Consider the following 19082-nt stretch of genomic DNA (forward strand, 5'->3'; position numbering starts at 1 on the left):
TCACTCGCCCCCGCGGGGGTGGAAGCTCTTGAAGATCTGGTTCCTGAGGCCCAGCTGGCTCTTCCACCTGTCCTCGGGCGTGGTCCAGCTCAGCACTATGACCGTGTCGCCGACCGCGATGAACCGGCGCGTCTCGAGGTAGGTCACACCGGGCTTGGCCCACGGCGCGCCGCCGCCGTCCTTCATCGTCCAGGCGAACTCCCACTCGAGCGCGGCCCCGTAGGCCACGGGGACGTTCACCGTGCTCTCGCTCTCGGTGAGGAACTCGCTCCACTGCGCCGCGTCCTGTTTGACGGTCTGCTGCAGCGCCTCCAGACCCCCGGCGTTCCCGGGAAGCACCTCCACCGACATATGCTCTCCGTCACGGCCCAGCCACTGGGTGTAGCCCGTCTCCGCGGCCCAGTCCCACTTCCAGTCGGCCGGGTACAGGATCGACCAGCTCTCCGGCGCCTTGGCCCGCCACAGCCGCAGCCGTCGCCCGGACTCGGCGACCCGGCTCTTCACGGGCTTGGCGGTGGGAGGCTTGCTCGACTTGCCCCGCTTGCCCGCCGGCTCCGTCTTAACGGTCGCCGGGGCGACGGTGGAGGGGTCCGCGGCCGGATCGGTCCACGCGGCCGCCTGGTTCCGCTCCGACATCTCCATGGCCGCCACCGTGCCGCCGCCCGCCAGAACCACCACAGCCGCCGCGATCAGCAGAGTCCGGCCCCGGCTCCGACTTCGCCGCCGGGTGGGAATCGCCGAGGTGGGAGCCTCCCGCCTGCGATGCCGCTCGGTACGGCGAGGCGCCCCCGACACGCCGCCGCTCACCTCCGCCAGAAGCATGTCGGCCTGCTCGGGGCTCAGCCGGCGGGCGGGGTCGCGCTGGAGCATGCCCATGAGCACCTCCCGCATCTCCGGGGACACCTTGCCGAAGTCGGGCTCCTCGGTGAGGAGCGCGCCGAGGGTGGCCATGGCGTCGCGGCGCTCGAAGGGGCCGTGGCCCACCAGCGCCGCGTAGAGGGTGGCGCCGAGCGCCCACAGGTCGGACCAGGGGCCGGCGTCGGCGCCCGTGGCGCGTTCCGGCGGCAGGAAGCTCGGCGAGCCCGTCACCATGCCGGTCTGGGTCAGCGAGGCGTCGCCCTCCACGGTGGCGATGCCGAAGTCGGTGAGCACGGCCCGGCCGTCGGGAGCCAGGAGGATGTTGCTGGGCTTGACGTCGCGGTGGAGGATCCCGGCCTCGTGGGCGGCCCGGAGGGCCGACAGTATCTGGCGCCCGATGTCGGCGACCTGCGGCACCGGCAACGGCCCGACCCGGTCCAGCCCGGGAGCCTTGACCAGCTCCATGATGATCCAGGGGCGACCGTCCTGCTCCGCCACATCGTAGATCGCCACGATGCCCCGATGGTTGAGCCGGGCCGCGGTCCTGGCCTCGCGCGAGGTGCGGGTCAGCTGGCGCTCATGCTCGGCCGGGGAGAGATTCGGCGGGAGCAGCACCTCCTTGACCGCGACCGGACGGTCCAGGACCGTGTCATATCCCTCCCATACCACCCCCATGCCGCCCCGGCCGAGTTCGTTCAGCAGCCGGTAGCGCCCGGCGATTACCCGTTCACTGTGCGGATACGTCATCACGCAACCCCTAGATCCCCGTACGGATAAGGCGCAAGTTTCCCATAACAGTCAGGCATCACGGGGCCTCAAGCGGGATGTCTTGCCACAGAAAGCCGAACGTTGTTCTACTTGGGCCGAGAGGGAAGGTTGACTTCTACCAATCGCTTGCTTGTGCTGACCGTATCGGACCAGAGGCGAGAGCGCACCCGAGGAGATATCGATGGACCGCGTGACCAGGAAGGGCCCGCTGGCCGGAGTTCGCGTGCTGGAACTGGCGGGCCTGGCCCCCGGGCCGTTCGCAGGGATGATGCTGGCCGACCACGGCGCGGAGGTGCTGCGGGTGGAGCGGGTCGCCACCGTCACCGCGGCGGGCGACAAGCCGCGCCGCGACGTGATGGACCGGGGCAAGCGGACGATCGGCCTGGACCTGAAGTCCCCCGACGGCGTGGCCGCCTTCAAGGAACTGGCCAGGAACGCCGACGTGGTCATCGAGGTCTACCGGCCGGGGGTCGCCGAGCGGCTGGGCATCGGCCCCGCCGACCTGCACACGGTCAACCCGCGCCTGATCTACGGGCGGATGACCGGCTGGGGCCAGGACGGCCCGCTGGCCCCGACCGCCGGGCACGACATCGACTACATCGCGATCTCCGGTGTGCTGTCGATGCTGGGCCGCGAGGGCGGCAAGCCCACCCCGCCGATCAACATCCTCGGCGACTTCGCGGGCGGCGGCCTCATGCTGGCCTACGGCGTGCTGCTCGCGCTGATCGAGCGGGAACGGACCGGCCAGGGCCGGGTGATCGACGCGGCCATGGTCGACGGGGCCGCGACGCTGTTCGCGATGTTCTACCACGGTGTCCAGACCGGCTTCTGGGGTCCGCGCGGGACCAACCTGCTCGACACCGGCGCGCCCATGTACGACACCTACGAGACCGCCGACGGCAAGTTCCTCGCGGTCGGGTCGCTGGAGCCGCAGTTCTGGGCGGAGATGGTCACGCTGATGGGCCTTGAGGACCTGCCCGACCGGAGCGACAGGTCCCAGTGGCCCGCGCTGCGCGAGCGGCTGGCCGAGGCGTTCAGGTCCAGGACCCGCGCCGAGTGGGAGGCGGTGTTCGAGGGGTCGGACGCGTGCGTCTCCCCCGTGCTGGAGATGTCCGAGGCCGCCGACCACCCGCACAACAAGGCCCGCGGCACGTTCGTCGAGGTCGACGGCGTCCGGCAGCCCGCACCCGCGCCGCGCCTGGTCGGCGAGACCGAGCAGGACCTCTCCCCCGCCACCCGGCTGGCGGAGCTGTCCTCCTGGGGTCTGTCCGACGAGGTCGCGGCCAGGCTGCGGGACTCCGGCGTGCTCGCCTGACGGGACGAGATCTCCGCAGCTCAAGGCGGCACACCTGGCATAGGTGTGCCGCCTTTTGTCGTAGAAGTTGTTATGAATGTAGTAGAAGTACTACATTCATCCGCATGAGTGCTGCAGTAAGCGTTCGCGGGCTGCGAATGACGTACGGCGCGACCGAGGTGCTGCGAGGGGTCGACCTCGAGATCGGACGCGGCGAGATCTTCACGCTCCTCGGACCCAACGGGGCCGGGAAGACCACCACGATCGAGATCCTGGAGGGCTTCAGGAACCGGTCGGCCGGTGAGGTGAGCGTGCTCGGGGTGGACCCCGAGCACGGCACCGAGGCCTGGCGGGCCAAGCTCGGCATCGTGCTCCAGAGCTGGCGGGACCACACCCGCTGGGGCACCCGCGAGCTCCTGGCCCATCTCGGCGAGTTCTACGACAACCCACGCGACCCGGACGAGCTGCTGGCGGCACTCGGCCTGACCGCGCAGGCCGGGCAGCGGGTGGGCCGCCTGTCGGGCGGGCAGCGCCGCAGGCTGGACGTCGCGCTGGGCATCGTGGGCCGCCCCGAGCTGCTGTTCCTGGACGAGCCGACCACCGGCTTCGACCCGGAGGCGCGCCGGGAGTTCCACCTGCTGGTCGAGAGGCTGGCGGCCGACGAGGGCATGACGGTGCTGCTGACCACGCACGACCTGGCCGAGGCCGAGAAGCTGGCACACCGGACCGCGATCCTCGTCGACGGGAGGATCGCCGTCTGCGGGACCCCCTCCGAGCTGGCGGAGGCCGTACGGACGCAGTCGCACGTCCGCTGGCTGGAGGACGGGCAAGAGCGGGTCCTGGCCACGCCGGATCCGTCGCGGGCGGCGTGGGAGCTGCACCGGAGGTTCAACGGTCCGGTGCCCGGCCTGGAGATCCGGCGTCCGTCGCTGGAGGAGAGCTATCTGAGCCTGATCGGGAGGGCGGCTTGAACATCAAGGCACTGCGCATCGGAATCCGGCGTGGCTGGACGGAGCACACGCACCTGCTCAGGGATCGCAAGGAGCTGTTCACCACCCTGGTCGGCACCGTGGGGGTCTTCGCCCTACTGCTGCTCTGGATCGGCGACAACCCCGTGAAGGGGACCGGTGTCTCCATGTCCACGTTCATGACGATCGGATTCCTGGCCTTCACCGTCTTCTCCAACGGGCTCATGGCGCTGCCGATGGCGCTGGCCACCGACCGGGAAGAGGGGATGCTTCTGCGGTTGCGGACCGTCCCCGGCGGGATCCCCGCCTACCTCATGGGGCGGGCGGTGACCTTCCTGTGCCAGATGGCGGTGCAGAGTCTGCTGATCGTGGGCACGGGCGTGGTCATGGGCGGGGTCGCACCGCCCCGAGACTGGTCGACCCTGGCCTGGGTGATGCTGCTGGGCACGCTCGCCGTGGTGCCGCTGGGGGCGGCGATCGGCTGCCTGGTTCCCGGGCCGAAGGCCGCGGCGGGTTTCCTGGGACTGCCGATGATGATCCTGATGATCACCTCGGGGGTGATGCTCCCCGTCACGTTCATGCCCGAGGCCGTCCAGTGGATCTCCCAGGCGTTCCCTCTCTACTGGCAGGGGCTCGGCCTGCGCGCGGCGTTCCTGCCCGACTCCATGCTCGCCGCCGAGATCGGCGGGAGCTGGCGCCTGCCCTGGGTGGCCACCGCGCTCGGGCTGTGGGCGGTCGCCGGGATGCTCCTGGCACCCCGGCTGATCCGCCGGATCACCCGGCGCGAGTCCGGGTCACGGCTGGCCGCGCGGCAACTCGCCGCGCAGGGTTCCTGAGTCCTGAAAGACTGCTGCGGTGTCCGCGGAAGACGTATACAACCGGATCTCGGTGCTGAGAGCCGAGCGCGGTGTCTCGCGCAAGGATCTGGCGGCCGCCCTGGGCGTCCACTATCAGACGATCGGCTACCTGGAGCGCGGCGAGTACAGCCCGAGTCTGTTCCTCGCCCTGCGCATCGCCGAATACTTCGAGGTTCCGATGGAAGTCGTTTTCTCCCTGAGGCCGTTCCCCCGGCTGGGCAGTGAGGTGAAGTGATGGGCAGGCTGACTCCCGAGCGGCTGGAGCAACTGGAGAGCGACCGGCGCTCCCGGTACGCCACTCGCGGGCGCCGCCGGGTCCTCGTCGGGGCGGGCGCCGGATCCGCCGGGCTGGTCTGGGTCAGCGCGATCGTGTGCTGGTATCTGGCGCCGAGTGACGCCGCCATGTGGACCACCTTCGCCCTGTCGGGGGTCGCGCTGATGATCTACGTCGTGGTCTACGGGACGTTGGTCATCATCACCCGTGGGGTGATCGGCCTCGACGAGCGTCAGCTCCGCCAGCGCCAGAAGATCCAGGTCGACGCTCGCCGGGGGACCACGGCGATCCTCCTCGCGCTCGGCCTGGCGCTCCTACTCTCCATAGACGGAGACAAGCAGGTCGTCCAGGTCCCGGCGGCGGCGATCGTCATGCTCCTGAGCGCCGTGATCATGACACACCTGATCCTGCCGGCGCTCATGGCGGGCTGGCAGATGGCCGACCCGCCACCGGATGACGAGGACGACTGAGCCGGGTGAGGCGGCCTCCGGCCGGGACGGTCAGCCCACCGCACCGGGTGGCGGAACCGGCCCTGCCACCCTTGCCTCCGGCCGGGACGGTCAGCCACCCATCGATGGGAACACCGCCACGTAGAGATCCACACCTCCCGGGTGATGGACCTCCAGGTCGGTGGTGAAGGCCCGGGGCGGGGTGCCGCCCGAATCGGTGTGCTTCCACAGCTGCTGCCACGTCTCGATGAGCGCGCCCGGCATCGGTCCCCGGGCCTCCAGCTTCAGCGCCGGCACCGCGGGCACCCGTACCGCGACCATGCCCTCGGGCAGCGCGGCGGCGCTGCGCACGGCCACCCCGACGATCTGGGTGTAGGCACCGTGATGATCGCTCTCGTAGTCGGTCAGCACCGCGTAGATGTTCTCGTCCACCCGCCCGGGAACGTGCGCGAAGGCGCCGGGCGCCCCCGCCCGCGCCCACAGCGCGCCGAGCCGTCCCCGGCCCGGTTCCATCTCGTCGGCGTTGGAGGTCCGTACGGCATGGCCCACAACGAGCACCTCCGGCCGATCAACAACGATCACAGCGCCTCCCCATGGCCATCCCGTTAATTCACGCAAATGGGATCTTAGTGGCCGCCTCCGACTGCTGACTCCTCTCTTGGGACCTCCAAAAGAGGGAACGCTCACTTTGGTCTATTCACCGGATAAGGTGGACGAACGTGAAGTTTCTCAATGGGTTGGTCCCGGCCTACGATCTGACCTACAGCGACGTGTTCATGGTTCCGTCGCGATCCTCCATCGACTCCCGGCTCGCCGTCGACCTGTCGGCCCACGACGGCACCGGAACCACGATCCCGATCGTCGTCGCCAACATGACCGCGGTCGCCGGGCGGCGTATGGCCGAGACCGTCGCCCGCCGCGGCGGCATCGCCGTGATTCCCCAGGACATCCCCATCGACGTCGTCGCGAACGTCGTCGACTGGGTCAAGAAGCGTGACCTGGTCCACGACACGCCCCTCACGCTCACCCCGCACGACACCGTCGGCGAGGCGCTCAACCTGCTGCCCAAGCGGGCCCACGGGGCGATCATCATCGTCGACTGGGACAACCGCCCGATCGGCGTGGTCACCGAGAGCGACTGCAGCGGCGTGGACATGTACACGCAGCTCTCCCAGGTGATGTCCGATCACCTGCTCACCCTGCCGGCCGGGCTCGACCCGCGCGAGGCCTTCGACCGGCTCCACGAGGGCCGCCACCGGCTCGCCCCGATCGTCGACGGGAACGGCCGTCTGGTCGGCATCCTGACCCGGACCGGCGCGCTGCGGGCCACGCTGTACCGGCCCGCGCTCGACGCCTCCGGCAGGCTGCGCGTCGCCGCGGCCGTCGGCGTCAACGGCGACGTGGCCGCCAAGGCCAAGGAGCTACTCGACGCCGGAGTGGACTGCCTGGTCGTGGACACCGCCCACGGCCACCAGGAGAAGATGATCAGCGCACTGAAGGCGGTCCGCGCCCTCGACCCGGGAGTGCCGATCGCCGCGGGCAACGTCGTCACCGCCGACGGCGTGCGCGACCTCGTCGAGGCCGGAGCGGACATCCTCAAGGTCGGTGTCGGCCCGGGCGCCATGTGCACCACCCGGATGATGACCGGCGTCGGCCGCCCGCAGTTCTCCGCCGTGCTGGAGTGCTCGGCCGAGGCCCGCCGTCTCGGCCGTCACGTCTGGGCCGACGGCGGCGTCCGCCACCCTCGTGACGTGGCCCTCGCGCTGGCCGCCGGAGCGGCCAACGTGATGATCGGCTCATGGTTCGCCGGCACCTACGAGTCCCCCGGCGACACGCGCACGGCCCCCGACGGCCGCAAGTACAAGGAGAACTTCGGCATGGCCTCGGCCCGCGCCGTCAAGCTGCGCACCGCCGACGACTCCCCCTTCGATCGGGCCCGCAAGGCACTGTTCGAGGAGGGCATCTCCACCTCCCGGATGTATCTCGACCCGGTCCGGCCCAGCGTGGAGGACCAGATCGACGCCATCGTGGCCGGCCTGCGCTCCTCGTGCACCTACGCGGGAGCCGCCAACCTGGAGGAGTTCCACGAGCGCGCGGTCGTCGGCATCCAGAGCTCGTCCGGCTACACCGAGGGCATGCCGCTCCACCAGAGCTGGTAGCCCGACCCAAGGGCGATGGCGCCCCGCCGGTGCCGGGGGAGGGTCACACTCCACCGGCACCGGGAGGACCGGGAGGACGGTGACGTCCGGCTACCGCTGGGAGCGGCACACCCAGATACCTGTCAGACCAGATCAAGCCTCCAGGATCACGAGTTCCCGCCCGCACCAGCCGCTTCGAAACCGCTTCGGACGAGTTGGTCGAGGAGAGTAGAAAGCTGGCGCATGTCGTCGAAGACGACGGTGCCGGGACCTTCCAGCCACTGCGCGGGAGTGAGCCCGCCTGCGTAACCGAAGGCACGCATGCCCGCAGCGCGGGCTGCTTGGACGCCGAAGCGGCTGTCCTCCACCACGGCGCATCGGGCCGGCTCAATGCCCATCTGCTCGGCGGCGTACAGGAACAAATCGGGCGCAGGCTTGCCGTGGGCGACCTGTGTCGCGCTGAAGATCCGCCCTTCGAAGCGGGAGTAGAGGCCGGTGCGACCAAGGGTGTGCCGCATCTTTTCGTGGCTGCCGCTGGAGGCGACACAGGTGGGCAGAGTGATTGCGTCCAATGCCTCGACGATGCCGTCGACGATCGTCAGTTCGGTGTCCACCGCCTCGGTGTGCAGGCGGTGGAAGCGTCGTTCCGCCTCGGCGGTCAGCTCCGGTCCCAGTTGGCTTTCGATCAGTTCGTTGATCGACTTGGTGGACCGTCCCACGAACCTTTCGATCACCTCCTCTTCGCTTAGCGGCCAGCCCAGCTCCGTCAGCACCGCAGAGTGTGCTCGCACCGCGATGGGCTCGCTGTCGACGAGCACGCCATCACAGTCGAAAATCACCAATTCAACCTGATTGATCACCGAAGCAGGGTATCTGGGGCCATCATCGGCGGAAGCGGAGATCGGTGTCCGGCGTGGAGCGCAGTTCGTTGACGTGCGAACGGACGCGAGCCTGGAAGTCCGTGGCCATCTCTACCTCTCCGGGATCGTGATCCCATTGATCTTGGCCGAGAAGATGGTCAGGGCACTGGCATTCGGTGAGATCAGCGGTGGCGGCTGGCGATGAGTTCGCGCACTACATCGACCGCCTCGGTCGCTCGAGGCGTCCTCATCGAACCCGAACCCGGGCTCTTCACGCTGCCCCAAGCGAGCCATCTCGCGTAGATACCCGCCGCCCAGGCTCAGACCGGACGGCAGCTCACAGAACGCCCACTCAGGCCTTCCCCGCCAGGGCGCGCCTCCGCCCGGCCACCAGGCGTTCACCGCCGGTCAGCTGCGATAACGCGACTCAAACACGCGGTCGTGGCGCTCTTCCACCGAAGGGGGTTCACCCGTGTAACGGGTGATGAAGCACATCATCATCAGCCCAGCGAGCACAAGCACTACCTCGATCATTACGATCAATGCGATCATTCCAGGTTCCTTCGCGAACCCAGCGCCGGACACCCGGACCCACCACACCGCCGGCGCTGTTCCGGATGAACCTTAACAGCAGATCGTTCCCTTTGTCGCCTAATGTCCGATTCTGTCTCACGGTTCGAGAAACTTTCTCCAAGGAAACTCCGCAGCGGGACAAATCCCCGGCAAGACCACGCATTCCCGGCCGAACGCGGGGTAGTCCGCAGACCCAGTGACACCCCCACACGGGAAAGGCGAGCGGACATGACAGAGATGCCCAACAGCCTGGCCGAGCAGGTCGTTGTGGACCGGAGAGTGCTGGTCGGCTACGACAACTATCTGGCCGCGCAGCGTGCCGTGGACATGCTTTCCGACGCGGGCTTCCCCGTCGAGCATGTGGCGATCGTCGGCAGCGACCTGAAGCTGGAGGAGACCGTCACCGGCAGGATGACCAACGGAAGGGCCGCGCTCGCCGGAGCGGGAAACGGCGTGGTCTTCGGCGCCGTGGTGGGGATGTTCCTCGGGCTGTTCACCTCGACCACGATGTCGTTCATCGTGCTCGTGCTCTGGGCGGCGCTCTGGGGCGCCGTGATGGGCGCCGCGTTCGGGTTCATCAACCACTTCTTCACCGGCGGCAAGCGGGACTTCGCCTCCCGCAGCGCGATCGTCGCCGGCCGCTACGACGTGCTGGTCGCGGCCTCGCACCTTGAGCACGCCCGCGCCGTCATCGACGGCGTCCGGGGTCCGGCCAACACCGTGGTGGTGGAGGCGCCGCCGTCCGCCGGGCCATACGACCCCGCCACCGCCCAACCCGCCGCCCCGAACCCCACCGCAAACCACCCGACCCCCGCCTCAGGCCGCCCGGCTCCCGCCTCAGGCCGCCCGGCTCCCGCCTCAGGCCGCCCGGCTCCCGCCGCAAACCACCCGGCCTCCGAACCCGGCCACCCGTTCTCCGAGCCGAAACAGCCCGGGGCCGGACTCCCCTCGGTTCCCGCCCAGCCCACCGCACCGGACCATGCCGCAGCACCTGGCAGGCCCCGCCGCTGAGGCACCGGAACCCCCACATCTGCCCGGGGCCGCGAACTCGGCCCCCGGCCCCGGGCACCCTCAACAACACCGGGCGTTCCTCCCGAACCTTTCCGCCGATGATCAGGGCAAGCTCACGGAGGCACCCTTGAGATCCAGCGGAGCCAATACGGTTGTCAGACTGGAGGCAGTTCGGCCCACACCGCATGGCCCACCGCCTGCGTGCCCCGGCAACCGACCCTGACGGCCAGAGCCTCAACCACGGCCAGGCCCCGGCCGTGCTCGGCGAGCGGATCGGCGTCCCCGCGCCGATTGAACCCGGGCGTGCCACCCCAGCCGCAGTCATAGACGGTCACCCGGACGGCCGTGGTCTTGCGGGTCAACTCGACGATGAAGGTGCCGTGGGACTGCCCGCTGCTCGTGTGGGCGATGGCGTTGGCCGCGAGCTCGGCGACGATCTGCTCGGCATCGTTACGGCAGGACGAGTCCTCCAGGAGAAACCGGATGAACCGACGGACCCGAGGAAGCTGATCCGAACGACCCGGAAAGGTCCGCCGGTAGGTCATGCCCCCGGGCCGGAGCCCCACCATCGCCTCGACCAACGCCGGATACACGTCGTTCCAGATCGCGGGCACATCGCCTCCTGGGAGGAGTTCGGGAGTCACCTCCAGAAGGGTTGCTCAGGCCGTCTCACCTGATAATCCCCGCCCGCCGATTCGGGATCACCCCACCATGCAGGCCATTGACCTGCGGCGATGCCACTCACCCTGCTTGAGCATCCCCATTTCTCCCTAGCACTATCGCTTTGCGTAATCACTTCCTTACGGTTTGCTTGCATTCGATTCAAGGAGGGACGATGCCAGGCGAGGGCTACCGGATCCTGCTCGACTGCCGACGACGCAGCAAGGCGCTACGCGCCCGATCATTCACCTTCGACCAGATCGCCGACGTCCTGGCCCTGGACCATGACGTCAGCCCGCTGCGCCGGTACCGCTACGCGCACGGCCGGACCGCCTCGGACGTGGTGGCCGCCTACAACGACCTCGACCCCGCGGGCACCGCCTCCCTGCGCGAGGCCCGGCTCTACGACTACGAGGCCTGGCCGTCCACCGGCCGCCGCGCCCCCGCCCGAGCCGTCGTCATCTTCGCCCGCCTCTACCAGACCACCGCCCGGCGCCTGCTGACCGACGAGGTCTACTCCTCCTACACCGCGCGCAACCGCGACCTCCTCGACCGGGCTGACTACCGCCACCTCGACCCCCACCAGCCCGCACCAATCGCCCGTGGCGAGGCGTCTTCATCCCGGGAGCCGGTGTCCACGCCGACGCTCCACGACAAGACGTCTCCCGCACCGGACCTGACGCCCAGGTCGAGCATCTGTGACGAAGCACTTCCCCCGTGGGGTCTGGTCACCGCGCCGGGCAGCCGTGCCAGCATGGCGCCACAGCCGGTTCCCGTACGGCACCTGCCCCCAAGTCCCGCCCACTACGCCGAACTACTGCGCGCGCTGAGCGCCGAGGAGGCCGACGTGAAACGACGCGAACTGCTCTTCGAACTCGCCCTGCTCCTCGGCGGCACCCCCGCCCTGAGCCTGCTGCGCCACCTCACCCCACCCGAACGGGAACGCCTCGCGGCCATGGCCGGGCAGCGAACCCCGATCGACAGCGGCGCCATTGACCTGCTGGAACGGCTGACGGCCCGCCTGTGGGGAATGGACGAAGAACTGGGCCCGGAACAGGTTCTTCCCGTGGCGGAGGCCAAGCGCGCCCTGGTCGGCGACCTGCTCGACCAGGGCTCCCTCACCCCCGCCCTCCACGACCGCCTGCTCCGCCTCTACTGGAACTTGTCCCTTATGACAGGTTGGAGCCACTTCGACCTCATGGACTACGCGGGTGCCACCCGCCGATACAACGAGGGACTGGCCGCAGCTCACGAGCTACGCGCCCCGGCTTTCATCGCCCATCTACATGGACTACTGGCGCATATGGCGCTGTACCAGAAGAAGCCCACCATCGCGCTGGACCACGCCTTCGCCGCTGAAGGATGGGCCAGAGAGAGCGGCAATCCCCTTCAGCAGGCGGCGACCGCCATCCAGGTCGCTCGGGTGATCTCCAGTGCCAAGCACGACGAGAGCGCTCTCCGCCTCCTCGATCGCGCCACCGACTTAGCAGGCAGAGGGCAGGGGCAGTCTGATCTCCGGCATCTCTTCTGGCTCACACCCGACTGCGTCGCCGCCCATGGAGTGTCCTGCCTCATCGAACTCAAGCAACCCGACCGGGCAATATCCGAAGTGAGGCAGAGGCTCGCGACGATGAGCCTCACCCTGCTCCGGGAACGAGGCATTCTGCAATTGCAATACGCCGCCGCACTGATCCAGAAACGTGAGATCCCCGAGGCCGCCGCGATGATCGGCGAGGCCACCCAGATCGTCGCGGGCCACAGCTCCGCCAGACTCGCCCACTCCGTACGGCAGGCCCGCACCCGCCTCCAACCCTGGGAAGACAACAAACACGTCCGAGCCCTGGACGAACGACTCCGCGCCCTAGCCATCATCCATTGAGGATCCGCCAACCAAACGACGCGTGCCTCACCCTTCCTCGATCAGCGCAATCAGCGCCTCGCGCAGGTCCGCTACCGCCGCCTCAGCTGTGGGGCCGTCACCCACCGCGCCCACGCCGAGACGAAGCTGGGCGCTGGCGCACCAGACTCCGTCCTCGTCCTGCTCCAGAACCCAGGGCACATGCTGGGTCCCTCTCATATGCCCAGCGTACGGCTCCCGCCGTCACCCAGCAGGCCCTTTTGAACGGTGCTTCGCGGGCTCAGCCCTTGACGCTGCCCGCGAGCAGGCCTCGGACGAAGTAGCGCTGCATCGACAGGAAGACGATCAGCGGGATGATCACTGAGACGAACGCGCCCGAGGTCAGGCGCTGCCACTCGTTGCCCCGGGTGCCCGCCATCTGGGCAAGCCGTACCGTCATGGGGGCGTTCTCGGCGGTGCCGCCGGCGAAGATCAGGGCTACCAGCAGGTCGTTCCAGACCCACAGGAACTGGAAGATGCCGAAGGTGGCGAGCGCGGGCCCGACCAGGGGGAGGACGAGTTTGCGCAGGATGGTGCCGTGGGTGGCGCCGTCCACCCTGGCGGCCTCCATGAGTTCGCCGGGGAGCTCGGACATGAAGTTGTGGATCAGGAAGATGCCCAGCGGCAGCGCGAAGCAGGTGTGCGCGAACCAGACCTGGACGAAGCGGGCGGGGCCCTCCAGGTTCCAGGCGGGCAGCAGCTGGACGCCGAAGAGGTCGACGCCCTGGGAGAAGAACGACAGCAGCGGGACCAGGGCCATCTGCAGCGGCACGATCTGGAGGGCGAAGATGCCGATGTAGATCCACTCGCGCCCGCGGAACGGCAGCCAGGCCAGCGCGTAGGCGGCGAAGGTGGCCAGGGCCAGCGGCAGGAGCACCGAGGGGATCGTGATGACGATCGAGTTGATCAGGAAGCTGACCATCTGCCCGGAGGACGAGGAGGTGCCGAACAGCACCTCCTGGTAGTTCTCCAGGGTGAGCTGTGGATCGGAGAAGAACGTCCACCAGCCGGTGGACTTGATCTGGTCCTCCGGGCGCAGTGAGGAGAGCAGCAGCCCGAAGGTCGGGGTGGTCCACAGGACCGCGATGACGATCGCGACGGCGCTGGCGACCTTGCCGGTCAGCCTCCGCCGCACGCGCTGCGGGGCCGTCACGGCTCCGGCCCGTGCCACTGTCCGGGTCAATGTGGTCACGCGGACTCCTTCACCTGCACGTTCCCGTAGCGCTGCGCGTGCCGGTTCACCGGGCCTCCCGGCGCTGGCGGATCTGGTAGACGACGATGGGCGTCACCAGGGCGAACAGGAAGACCGCGAGTGCCGCGCCCTTGCCGGTCTCGCCGTACCGGAACGCCTGGTTGTACATCTCGTTGGCGATGACGCTGGTGTCGAACTGGCCGCCGGTCATCGTGCGGACGATGTCGAACAGCTTGAGCGTGCCGATCGACTGGGTGACCAGAACCACGATCACGGCCGAGCGGATGCAGGGCAACGTCACCCTGAAGAACATCTGCAGCGGACTCGCCCCGTCCAGCCGGGCGGCCTCGACGATCTCCGCCGGGATTCCCTTGATCGCCGCGGAGAGCACCACGGTGGCGAAACCCGCCTGGATCCAGACCATCACCACGATGAGGAACAGCGTGTTGACCGGGGATTCCTGAAGCCACTGCCGGGGCTCGCCGCCCAGGCTCACCACGACCTGGTTGAGCAGGCCGATCTGCTCCTGGCCCTCGGCCCGGTAGGCGTAGACGAAGCGCCAGATGATGCCCGCGCCGACGAACGAGATCGCCATCGGTAGGAAGACCAGCGACTTGGCGATCGACTCGAAGCGGGTGCGGTCCACCAGGACCGCGTAGACCAGCCCGACCGAGGTCACCAGCAGCGGCACCAGCAGCACCCAGATGAGCGTGTTGCGCAGCACGGTCACGGCTTCGGGCTGGGTGAACATCCAGGCGTAGTTGTCCAGCCCCACCCACGTGCCTCCGTCGCCGCTCATGAACGACAGCAGTGTCGTCCGTACGGCGGGCACCACGAGGCCGATGGCGAGCAGCAGGAGCGCGGGCAGGAGGAGGACTCCCGCGTGGAGCCAGGCCCGCCGTCGCATCGGAACGCGGTCGACCAGCAGCAGGATCACCGCGACCACCACGAGGAACGCGGCGATGCCGATCAACAGCTGGATGAACTTGGGCTGTTCGGTCGCGAAATCGAAGTCCATCATGCCTCATGAGGGGACTGCCGGGTTTACCAGCGGGGGAATCGCTTCCCGGTTACGGTTTTCTTGCTTGAAACGGTCAGGGCTTGGCCGTCGCCTGCCTCAGCCGAGGGGATGGCCTGCCCGGCCCGCGGACCGCAAGGGCCGGGCATATCGGCAAATATCAGGACTTGGGCCAGGAGGCTTCGATGAAGTCGAGGACCGTCTTGGTGTCCTTGCCGTTGATCCAGTCCGTCATTCCCTTCCAGAAGGTGCCCGCGCCGACCGCCGCCGGCATCAGGTCGGAGCCGTCGAACCGGAAGACCGTGCTCGGGTCCTGCAGCATCTGGATGGAGAGCTTGTCGATCGGGTTCTGCACGTTGGCGAGGTCGACGCCCTTCCGCGCGGAGACGTAGGTCCCCAGTTTCATCCGGGCGTTGGGGAACTCCGCGGAGGCGAGGTAGGCCTGCACCGCCTGGACCTCGGGACGGTCGGCGAAGGCCGCCACGAACTCGCCCGCGCCGAGCACCGGCTTCTTGGAGGGGTCGTTGCCCGGCAGGTAGAACGCGAACACGTCGCCGTCCTCGGCCACCTTGGTGCCGTCGGGCCAGAAGTTGGCGTAGAAGGACGCCTGGCGGTGCAGCGCGCACTTGCCCTGGGTGATCGGGACGCCGCCCTCCTGGAACGCGGTGCTGGCGATCGACTTCACCGGCCCGTAGCCGCCGTTGACGAACTTGTCGTTCTTGAGGATCGCGCCGACCTTGTCCACCGCCGCGGCGACCTTGGGGTCGTTGAAGGGCAGCTTGTGGCTCACCCAGTCGTCATAACCCTCGGGACCGATCTCGCGCAGGAGGATGTCCTCGATCCAGTCGGTGGCCGGCCAGCCGGTCGCATCACCGGACTCGATGCCCGCGCACCACGGTTTGACGCCGGTGGCCGCGATCGTGTTGCTGAGCGTCATCAGCTCGTCCCAGGTCTTGGGGACGGCCCAGCCCTTCTCCTTGAACATCTTCGGCGAGTACCAGACGAAGGACTTCACACTGGCTCCCAGCGGCGCCCCGTAGAAGGTCCCCCCGACGGTCGCGTACTTCGCCCAGTCGGGAGACCAGCCCTCGTCGGTCAACCTCTTCACCTCGGCCGGGGCGGGCTTGAGCTTGCCGGCCTTGGCGAAGCGCTCCAGCAGGCCCGGCTGCGGGAAGAAAGCGAGGTCCGGCGGGTTGCCGCCATCGGCACGCACCTGGATCTGGGCCTCGAACTCGCCGGTGCCCTCATAGGTGATCTTCATCCCCGTGCACTTCGCGAACGGCTTCCACGCCTCCTGGAAGAGGTCGGCCTCGGCGTCGCGAATCGGGGAGTAGATGCTGACGGTCTTGCCCGCGTGGTCGCCGTACTTGCTGAAAGCGGCGCACTCGGGCGACGCGCTGCCACCACCCGCCGACGGCTTGGTCTCCGTGGATCCGCAGGCGGTGGCGACCAGCGCCAGCCCCACGGCGCCGGCCACCAGGACGACACGTTTGGGGTGAGAGAGGAGCGACATGGACCTTCCTCCATATGCGTTGCCGGGAAGTGTGAGAGCGCTCTCTGGAAGAGTTGTCAACCCCATTCGTGAAGTCAATAACCGAGACATTACGGTTACAACGCATTTTCCTTGACATGCCACTCGGGCACTGGCGATCATCGAGAGAGCGCTCTCTCGGATTGCCGAACAGAATGTGCGGGTGAAGACATGACCGTGTCCGCCGAGGAATCCTCTGCCCTTCAGAGCTCCGGCGCGCTGAGGTTTCCCGAGGGCTTCCTCTGGGGCGCCGCCACCGCGGCTTACCAGATCGAGGGCGCGGCTCGGGACGACGGCAGAGCCCCCTCTATCTGGGACACCTTCTCACGGACCCCCGGCAAGGTCCATGCCGGTCACACCGGCGATGTGGCCTGCGATCACTACCACCGCCACCCCGGCGACGTCCGCCTCATGAAAGAGCTGGGCCTTGCCGCCTACCGCTTCTCGATCTCCTGGCCCCGCGTCCAGCCGGACGGCTCCGGCCCCGCCAACCCGCGCGGCCTGGACTTCTACGACCGCCTGGTGGACGAGCTGCGCGAGGCCGGCATCACCCCGATCGTCACGCTCTATCACTGGGACCTGCCGCAGGCCCTGGAGGACCGGGGCGGCTGGACCGACCGGCGGACCGCCGAGCGGTTCGCCGAATACGCCGCGATCGCGCACTCACGCCTGGGTGACCGGGTCGAGACGTGGACCACGCTGAACGAGCCGTGGTGCTCGGCCTTCCTCGGTTACGCGTCGGGCGTCCACGCGCCGGGCCGTACCGAGCCCGCGCTGGGCTTCGCCGCCGCCCACCATCTGCTGCTCGGCCACGGGCTGGCCGTCGAGGCGCTGCGCGCCGCGGGCGCGGGCCGGATCGGCATCACGCTCAATCTCGCGCCGGTGCTCGGCGACGACCCTGAGGCGGCGTCCGTCGTGGACGGCCTGCAGAACCGGCTCTTCCTCGACCCGGTGCTGCGCGGGCAGTACCCCGCCGACGTGGTGGAACACGCCCGCCGCCACACCGACTGGTCCTTCGTCGAGGACGGCGACCTGGAGATCGTCGGCCAGCCGATCGATCTGCTCGGTGTGAACTACTACCATCCGCAGACCGTGACCGCCCGTGCCGGCGAACCCGCCAACCCGGTCTATCCGGGCACCGAAGGGATCGCCTTCCCCGGCGCCGACGCGCCGAAAACCGCGATGGGCTGGCCGGTCCAGCCGTTCGGGCTGACCGAGCTCCTCCTGCGGCTGACGCGCGACTACCCCGGCGTCCCGCTGATGATCACCGAGAACGGCGCGGCCTTCGACGACGTCGTGGAGGGCGGGGAGATCCACGACGCCGACCGCCTGTCCTACCTCGACGGGCACCTGCGCGCCGCGCACGCGGCCATCGAAGCGGGCGCCGACCTGCGCGGCTACATGGTCTGGTCGCTGCTGGACAACTTCGAGTGGGCCGAGGGCTACGGCAAACGGTTCGGCATCGTGCACGTCGACTACGCCACACAGCGCCGCACCCTCAAGGACAGCGCGCTGTGGTATCGGGAAGTCATCCGCCGCAACGGCCTGTGAGGACCTCGCCGGCCCCGGGGAAGGCGGCCGCCGTGTCCCGGGCGGCCGCCTCACGCGTGACCGGCGGTTCCGCCCATGTGAAACTGCCGGCACCGCCCGAACCGGTGGTGCGGGAGCCTACGAGGACGACCTGACGACCAGCTCGGTCGGCATGATCACCGGATCCGCGGAACCGCCCTCGAAGAGACCGAGAAGGAGGCGGACCATGGCCGCCGCCTGCTCGGCATGCGGGTTGTGGACGGTCGTGAGCGGCGGATCGGTGTAGCGGGCCGCCTCGATGTCGTCGTAGCCGACGACGGCGACGTCGTCGGGAATCCGGCGGCCCGCCTGGCGCAGCGCGTGCATGGCACCGATCGCCATCAGGTCGTTGGCGGCGAACACCGCGTCGAGGCCCGGGTCGTCGGCGAGGAGCTGGCGCATGGCCACCGCACCGGACTCACGGGTGAAGTCGCCGATCGCGATGATCGAGCGGCGGTCGGAGTCACGCAGAACCTCGCGGTATCCGGTCAGCCGATCCTGGCCGCCGATCATGTCCGGCGGACCGGCGATCGTGGCGATCCGCCGTCTTCCCCGCTCCAGCAGGTGCCGCACGGCGGTGGCGGCGCCACCCGCGTTGTCGTTGTCCACGTACGGCACGGCGACCGGCACCGCGGGCCTGCCGTACGAGACGACCGGAACGCGCATCCGGGTGAGCGAGACGGGCAGCGGGTCGGCGCCGTGGCTCGACACGAGCATGACGCCGTCCACGTGCCCTCCCGCGATGTAGGTCTCCACCCGGCGATGGCTCTCCGGCGACCCGGCCAGCAGCAGCACGATCTGCTTGTTGACGGCCTCCAGTTCCAGGCTGGCCGAGCGGATGACCGTGGAGAACATCGGATCGTCGGAGAACACGCGGTTCGGCGACTCCGAGACGACCAGCGCGACGGAGTCGGTCCGCTGGGTGACCAGGTTTCTGGCCGCTCCGTTGGGGACGTAGCCCAGCTCGTTCACCGCCTGCATCACCAGGTCACGGATGTCGGGGGCGACCGTGGTCTGGCCGTTCACCACCCGGGAGACCGTCGCCCGGGAGACCCCCGCGCGGGCGGCGACCGCCTCCAGGGTGGGTCGTCTCATCTGTTCTCTCGCAATCCGTTCCGTTCGATGACCTCTCGGCATCACAGCGCGCCGTCCTCGGACAAGCGTG

At 68.9% G+C, this 19082-nt stretch carries 19 protein-coding genes; 9 read left to right on the top strand and 10 right to left on the bottom strand.

Annotation, left to right across the window (positions count from 1 at the left end):
• Positions 1-1605 (bottom strand): serine/threonine-protein kinase, encoded by a 1605-nt coding sequence (locus ACFY2X_RS19465; protein ID WP_389939860.1) that lies wholly within the window; start codon positions 1603-1605, stop codon positions 1-3.
• A gap of 202 nt (positions 1606-1807) precedes the next feature.
• On the opposite strand from ACFY2X_RS19465, the gene ACFY2X_RS19470 reads away from it, so the two are divergent.
• The 5 genes from ACFY2X_RS19470 (at position 1808) to ACFY2X_RS19490 (ending at position 5489) form a co-directional block, all read left to right on the top strand.
• Positions 1808-2941: a CaiB/BaiF CoA transferase family protein gene (locus ACFY2X_RS19470; protein WP_389939861.1), complete on the top strand. Its 1134-nt coding sequence runs from the start codon at positions 1808-1810 to the stop codon at positions 2939-2941.
• A 104-nt stretch (positions 2942-3045) separates the two neighbouring features.
• Complete coding sequence (locus ACFY2X_RS19475; protein ID WP_389939862.1) at positions 3046-3891, top strand: ABC transporter ATP-binding protein; 846 nt, start codon at positions 3046-3048, stop codon at positions 3889-3891.
• The gene (locus tag ACFY2X_RS19480; RefSeq protein ID WP_389939863.1) at positions 3888-4724 is read left to right on the top strand and encodes an ABC transporter permease; all 837 of its coding nucleotides are present in this window, start codon (positions 3888-3890) and stop codon (positions 4722-4724) included. The genes ACFY2X_RS19475 and ACFY2X_RS19480 overlap by 4 nt, the downstream gene beginning before the upstream one ends.
• Positions 4725-4743: 19 nt before the next feature.
• A complete protein-coding gene (locus tag ACFY2X_RS19485; protein WP_389939864.1) occupies positions 4744-4980 on the top strand; it encodes a helix-turn-helix transcriptional regulator in 237 nt (78 codons plus the stop codon).
• Complete coding sequence (locus tag ACFY2X_RS19490) at positions 4980-5489, top strand: hypothetical protein (protein WP_389939865.1); 510 nt, start codon at positions 4980-4982, stop codon at positions 5487-5489. Before ACFY2X_RS19485 ends, ACFY2X_RS19490 begins: the two co-directional genes overlap by 1 nt.
• A 90-nt stretch (positions 5490-5579) precedes the next feature.
• Here the strand turns inward: ACFY2X_RS19490 and ACFY2X_RS19495 are convergent, their stop codons facing one another.
• Positions 5580-6050: a GyrI-like domain-containing protein gene (locus ACFY2X_RS19495; protein ID WP_389939866.1), complete on the bottom strand. Its 471-nt coding sequence runs from the start codon at positions 6048-6050 to the stop codon at positions 5580-5582.
• Between the two features lie 137 nt (positions 6051-6187).
• Between ACFY2X_RS19495 and ACFY2X_RS19500 the strand changes: the two genes are divergently transcribed.
• Entirely contained in the window at positions 6188-7627 is a 1440-nt protein-coding gene (locus ACFY2X_RS19500) for a GuaB1 family IMP dehydrogenase-related protein (RefSeq protein ID WP_389939867.1), read from the top strand.
• A gap of 146 nt (positions 7628-7773) precedes the next feature.
• On the opposite strand, the gene ACFY2X_RS19505 is transcribed toward ACFY2X_RS19500, so the two are convergent.
• Together ACFY2X_RS19505 and ACFY2X_RS19510 are read right to left on the bottom strand one after the other, a co-directional pair.
• Positions 7774-8466 carry an HAD family hydrolase gene (locus ACFY2X_RS19505; RefSeq protein WP_389939868.1) on the bottom strand — a complete coding sequence of 231 codons (693 nt, stop codon included), beginning with the start codon at positions 8464-8466 and terminating at the stop codon, positions 7774-7776.
• A 408-nt stretch (positions 8467-8874) separates the two neighbouring features.
• On the bottom strand, positions 8875-9018 hold the full coding sequence (locus ACFY2X_RS19510) for a hypothetical protein (RefSeq protein ID WP_389939869.1): 144 nt from the start codon (positions 9016-9018) through the stop codon (positions 8875-8877).
• 249 nt (positions 9019-9267) lie between these two features.
• Here ACFY2X_RS19510 and ACFY2X_RS19515 point away from each other — a divergent pair, with 249 nt between their 5' ends.
• Complete coding sequence (locus tag ACFY2X_RS19515; protein WP_389939870.1) at positions 9268-10050, top strand: general stress protein; 783 nt, start codon at positions 9268-9270, stop codon at positions 10048-10050.
• A gap of 155 nt (positions 10051-10205) precedes the next feature.
• Here ACFY2X_RS19515 and ACFY2X_RS19520 read toward each other — a convergent pair whose 3' ends face one another.
• A complete protein-coding gene (locus ACFY2X_RS19520; protein ID WP_389939871.1) occupies positions 10206-10664 on the bottom strand; it encodes an ATP-binding protein in 459 nt (152 codons plus the stop codon).
• A 221-nt stretch (positions 10665-10885) separates the two neighbouring features.
• On the opposite strand from ACFY2X_RS19520, the gene ACFY2X_RS19525 reads away from it, so the two are divergent.
• Positions 10886-12589, top strand: a complete 1704-nt coding sequence (locus ACFY2X_RS19525) for a hypothetical protein (RefSeq protein ID WP_389939872.1) — start codon at positions 10886-10888, stop codon at positions 12587-12589.
• A 27-nt stretch (positions 12590-12616) separates the two neighbouring features.
• On the opposite strand, the gene ACFY2X_RS19530 is transcribed toward ACFY2X_RS19525, so the two are convergent.
• The 4 genes from ACFY2X_RS19530 to ACFY2X_RS19545 all read right to left on the bottom strand — a co-directional run bounded on the left by ACFY2X_RS19530 (position 12617) and on the right by ACFY2X_RS19545 (position 16330).
• Positions 12617-12787, bottom strand: a complete 171-nt coding sequence (locus ACFY2X_RS19530) for a hypothetical protein (RefSeq protein ID WP_389939873.1) — start codon at positions 12785-12787, stop codon at positions 12617-12619.
• Between the two features lie 61 nt (positions 12788-12848).
• On the bottom strand, positions 12849-13799 hold the full coding sequence (locus ACFY2X_RS19535) for a carbohydrate ABC transporter permease (RefSeq protein ID WP_389939874.1): 951 nt from the start codon (positions 13797-13799) through the stop codon (positions 12849-12851).
• A gap of 46 nt (positions 13800-13845) precedes the next feature.
• Positions 13846-14817: a carbohydrate ABC transporter permease gene (locus tag ACFY2X_RS19540; protein ID WP_389940011.1), complete on the bottom strand. Its 972-nt coding sequence runs from the start codon at positions 14815-14817 to the stop codon at positions 13846-13848.
• A 160-nt stretch (positions 14818-14977) separates the two neighbouring features.
• Positions 14978-16330: an ABC transporter substrate-binding protein gene (locus ACFY2X_RS19545; RefSeq protein ID WP_389939875.1), complete on the bottom strand. Its 1353-nt coding sequence runs from the start codon at positions 16328-16330 to the stop codon at positions 14978-14980.
• Positions 16331-16519: 189 nt separating this feature from the next.
• On the opposite strand from ACFY2X_RS19545, the gene ACFY2X_RS19550 reads away from it, so the two are divergent.
• Entirely contained in the window at positions 16520-17899 is a 1380-nt protein-coding gene (locus ACFY2X_RS19550; RefSeq protein WP_389939876.1) for a GH1 family beta-glucosidase, read from the top strand.
• A gap of 117 nt (positions 17900-18016) precedes the next feature.
• Here the strand turns inward: ACFY2X_RS19550 and ACFY2X_RS19555 are convergent, their stop codons facing one another.
• On the bottom strand, positions 18017-19012 hold the full coding sequence (locus ACFY2X_RS19555; protein ID WP_389939877.1) for a LacI family DNA-binding transcriptional regulator: 996 nt from the start codon (positions 19010-19012) through the stop codon (positions 18017-18019).
• Positions 19013-19082: the final 70 nt, after the last annotated feature.

The organism is Streptosporangium sp. NPDC000396 (genome assembly GCF_042898655.1).
Lineage (GTDB): Bacteria > Actinomycetota > Actinomycetes > Streptosporangiales > Streptosporangiaceae > Streptosporangium.

Coding starts and splice junctions, on each gene's coding strand:
- ACFY2X_RS19465 (WP_389939860.1), bottom strand. CDS start 1,605: ATGACGTATCCGCACAGTGAACGGGTAATCGCCGGGCGCTACCGGCTG.
- ACFY2X_RS19470 (WP_389939861.1), top strand. CDS start 1,808: ATGGACCGCGTGACCAGGAAGGGCCCGCTGGCCGGAGTTCGCGTGCTG.
- ACFY2X_RS19475 (WP_389939862.1), top strand. CDS start 3,046: ATGAGTGCTGCAGTAAGCGTTCGCGGGCTGCGAATGACGTACGGCGCG.
- ACFY2X_RS19490 (WP_389939865.1), top strand. CDS start 4,980: ATGGGCAGGCTGACTCCCGAGCGGCTGGAGCAACTGGAGAGCGACCGG.
- ACFY2X_RS19510 (WP_389939869.1), bottom strand. CDS start 9,018: ATGATCGCATTGATCGTAATGATCGAGGTAGTGCTTGTGCTCGCTGGG.
- ACFY2X_RS19515 (WP_389939870.1), top strand. CDS start 9,268: ATGACAGAGATGCCCAACAGCCTGGCCGAGCAGGTCGTTGTGGACCGG.
- ACFY2X_RS19525 (WP_389939872.1), top strand. CDS start 10,886: ATGCCAGGCGAGGGCTACCGGATCCTGCTCGACTGCCGACGACGCAGC.
- ACFY2X_RS19530 (WP_389939873.1), bottom strand. CDS start 12,787: ATGAGAGGGACCCAGCATGTGCCCTGGGTTCTGGAGCAGGACGAGGAC.
- ACFY2X_RS19540 (WP_389940011.1), bottom strand. CDS start 14,817: ATGGACTTCGATTTCGCGACCGAACAGCCCAAGTTCATCCAGCTGTTG.
- ACFY2X_RS19545 (WP_389939875.1), bottom strand. CDS start 16,330: ATGTCGCTCCTCTCTCACCCCAAACGTGTCGTCCTGGTGGCCGGCGCC.
- ACFY2X_RS19550 (WP_389939876.1), top strand. CDS start 16,520: ATGACCGTGTCCGCCGAGGAATCCTCTGCCCTTCAGAGCTCCGGCGCG.
- ACFY2X_RS19555 (WP_389939877.1), bottom strand. CDS start 19,012: ATGAGACGACCCACCCTGGAGGCGGTCGCCGCCCGCGCGGGGGTCTCC.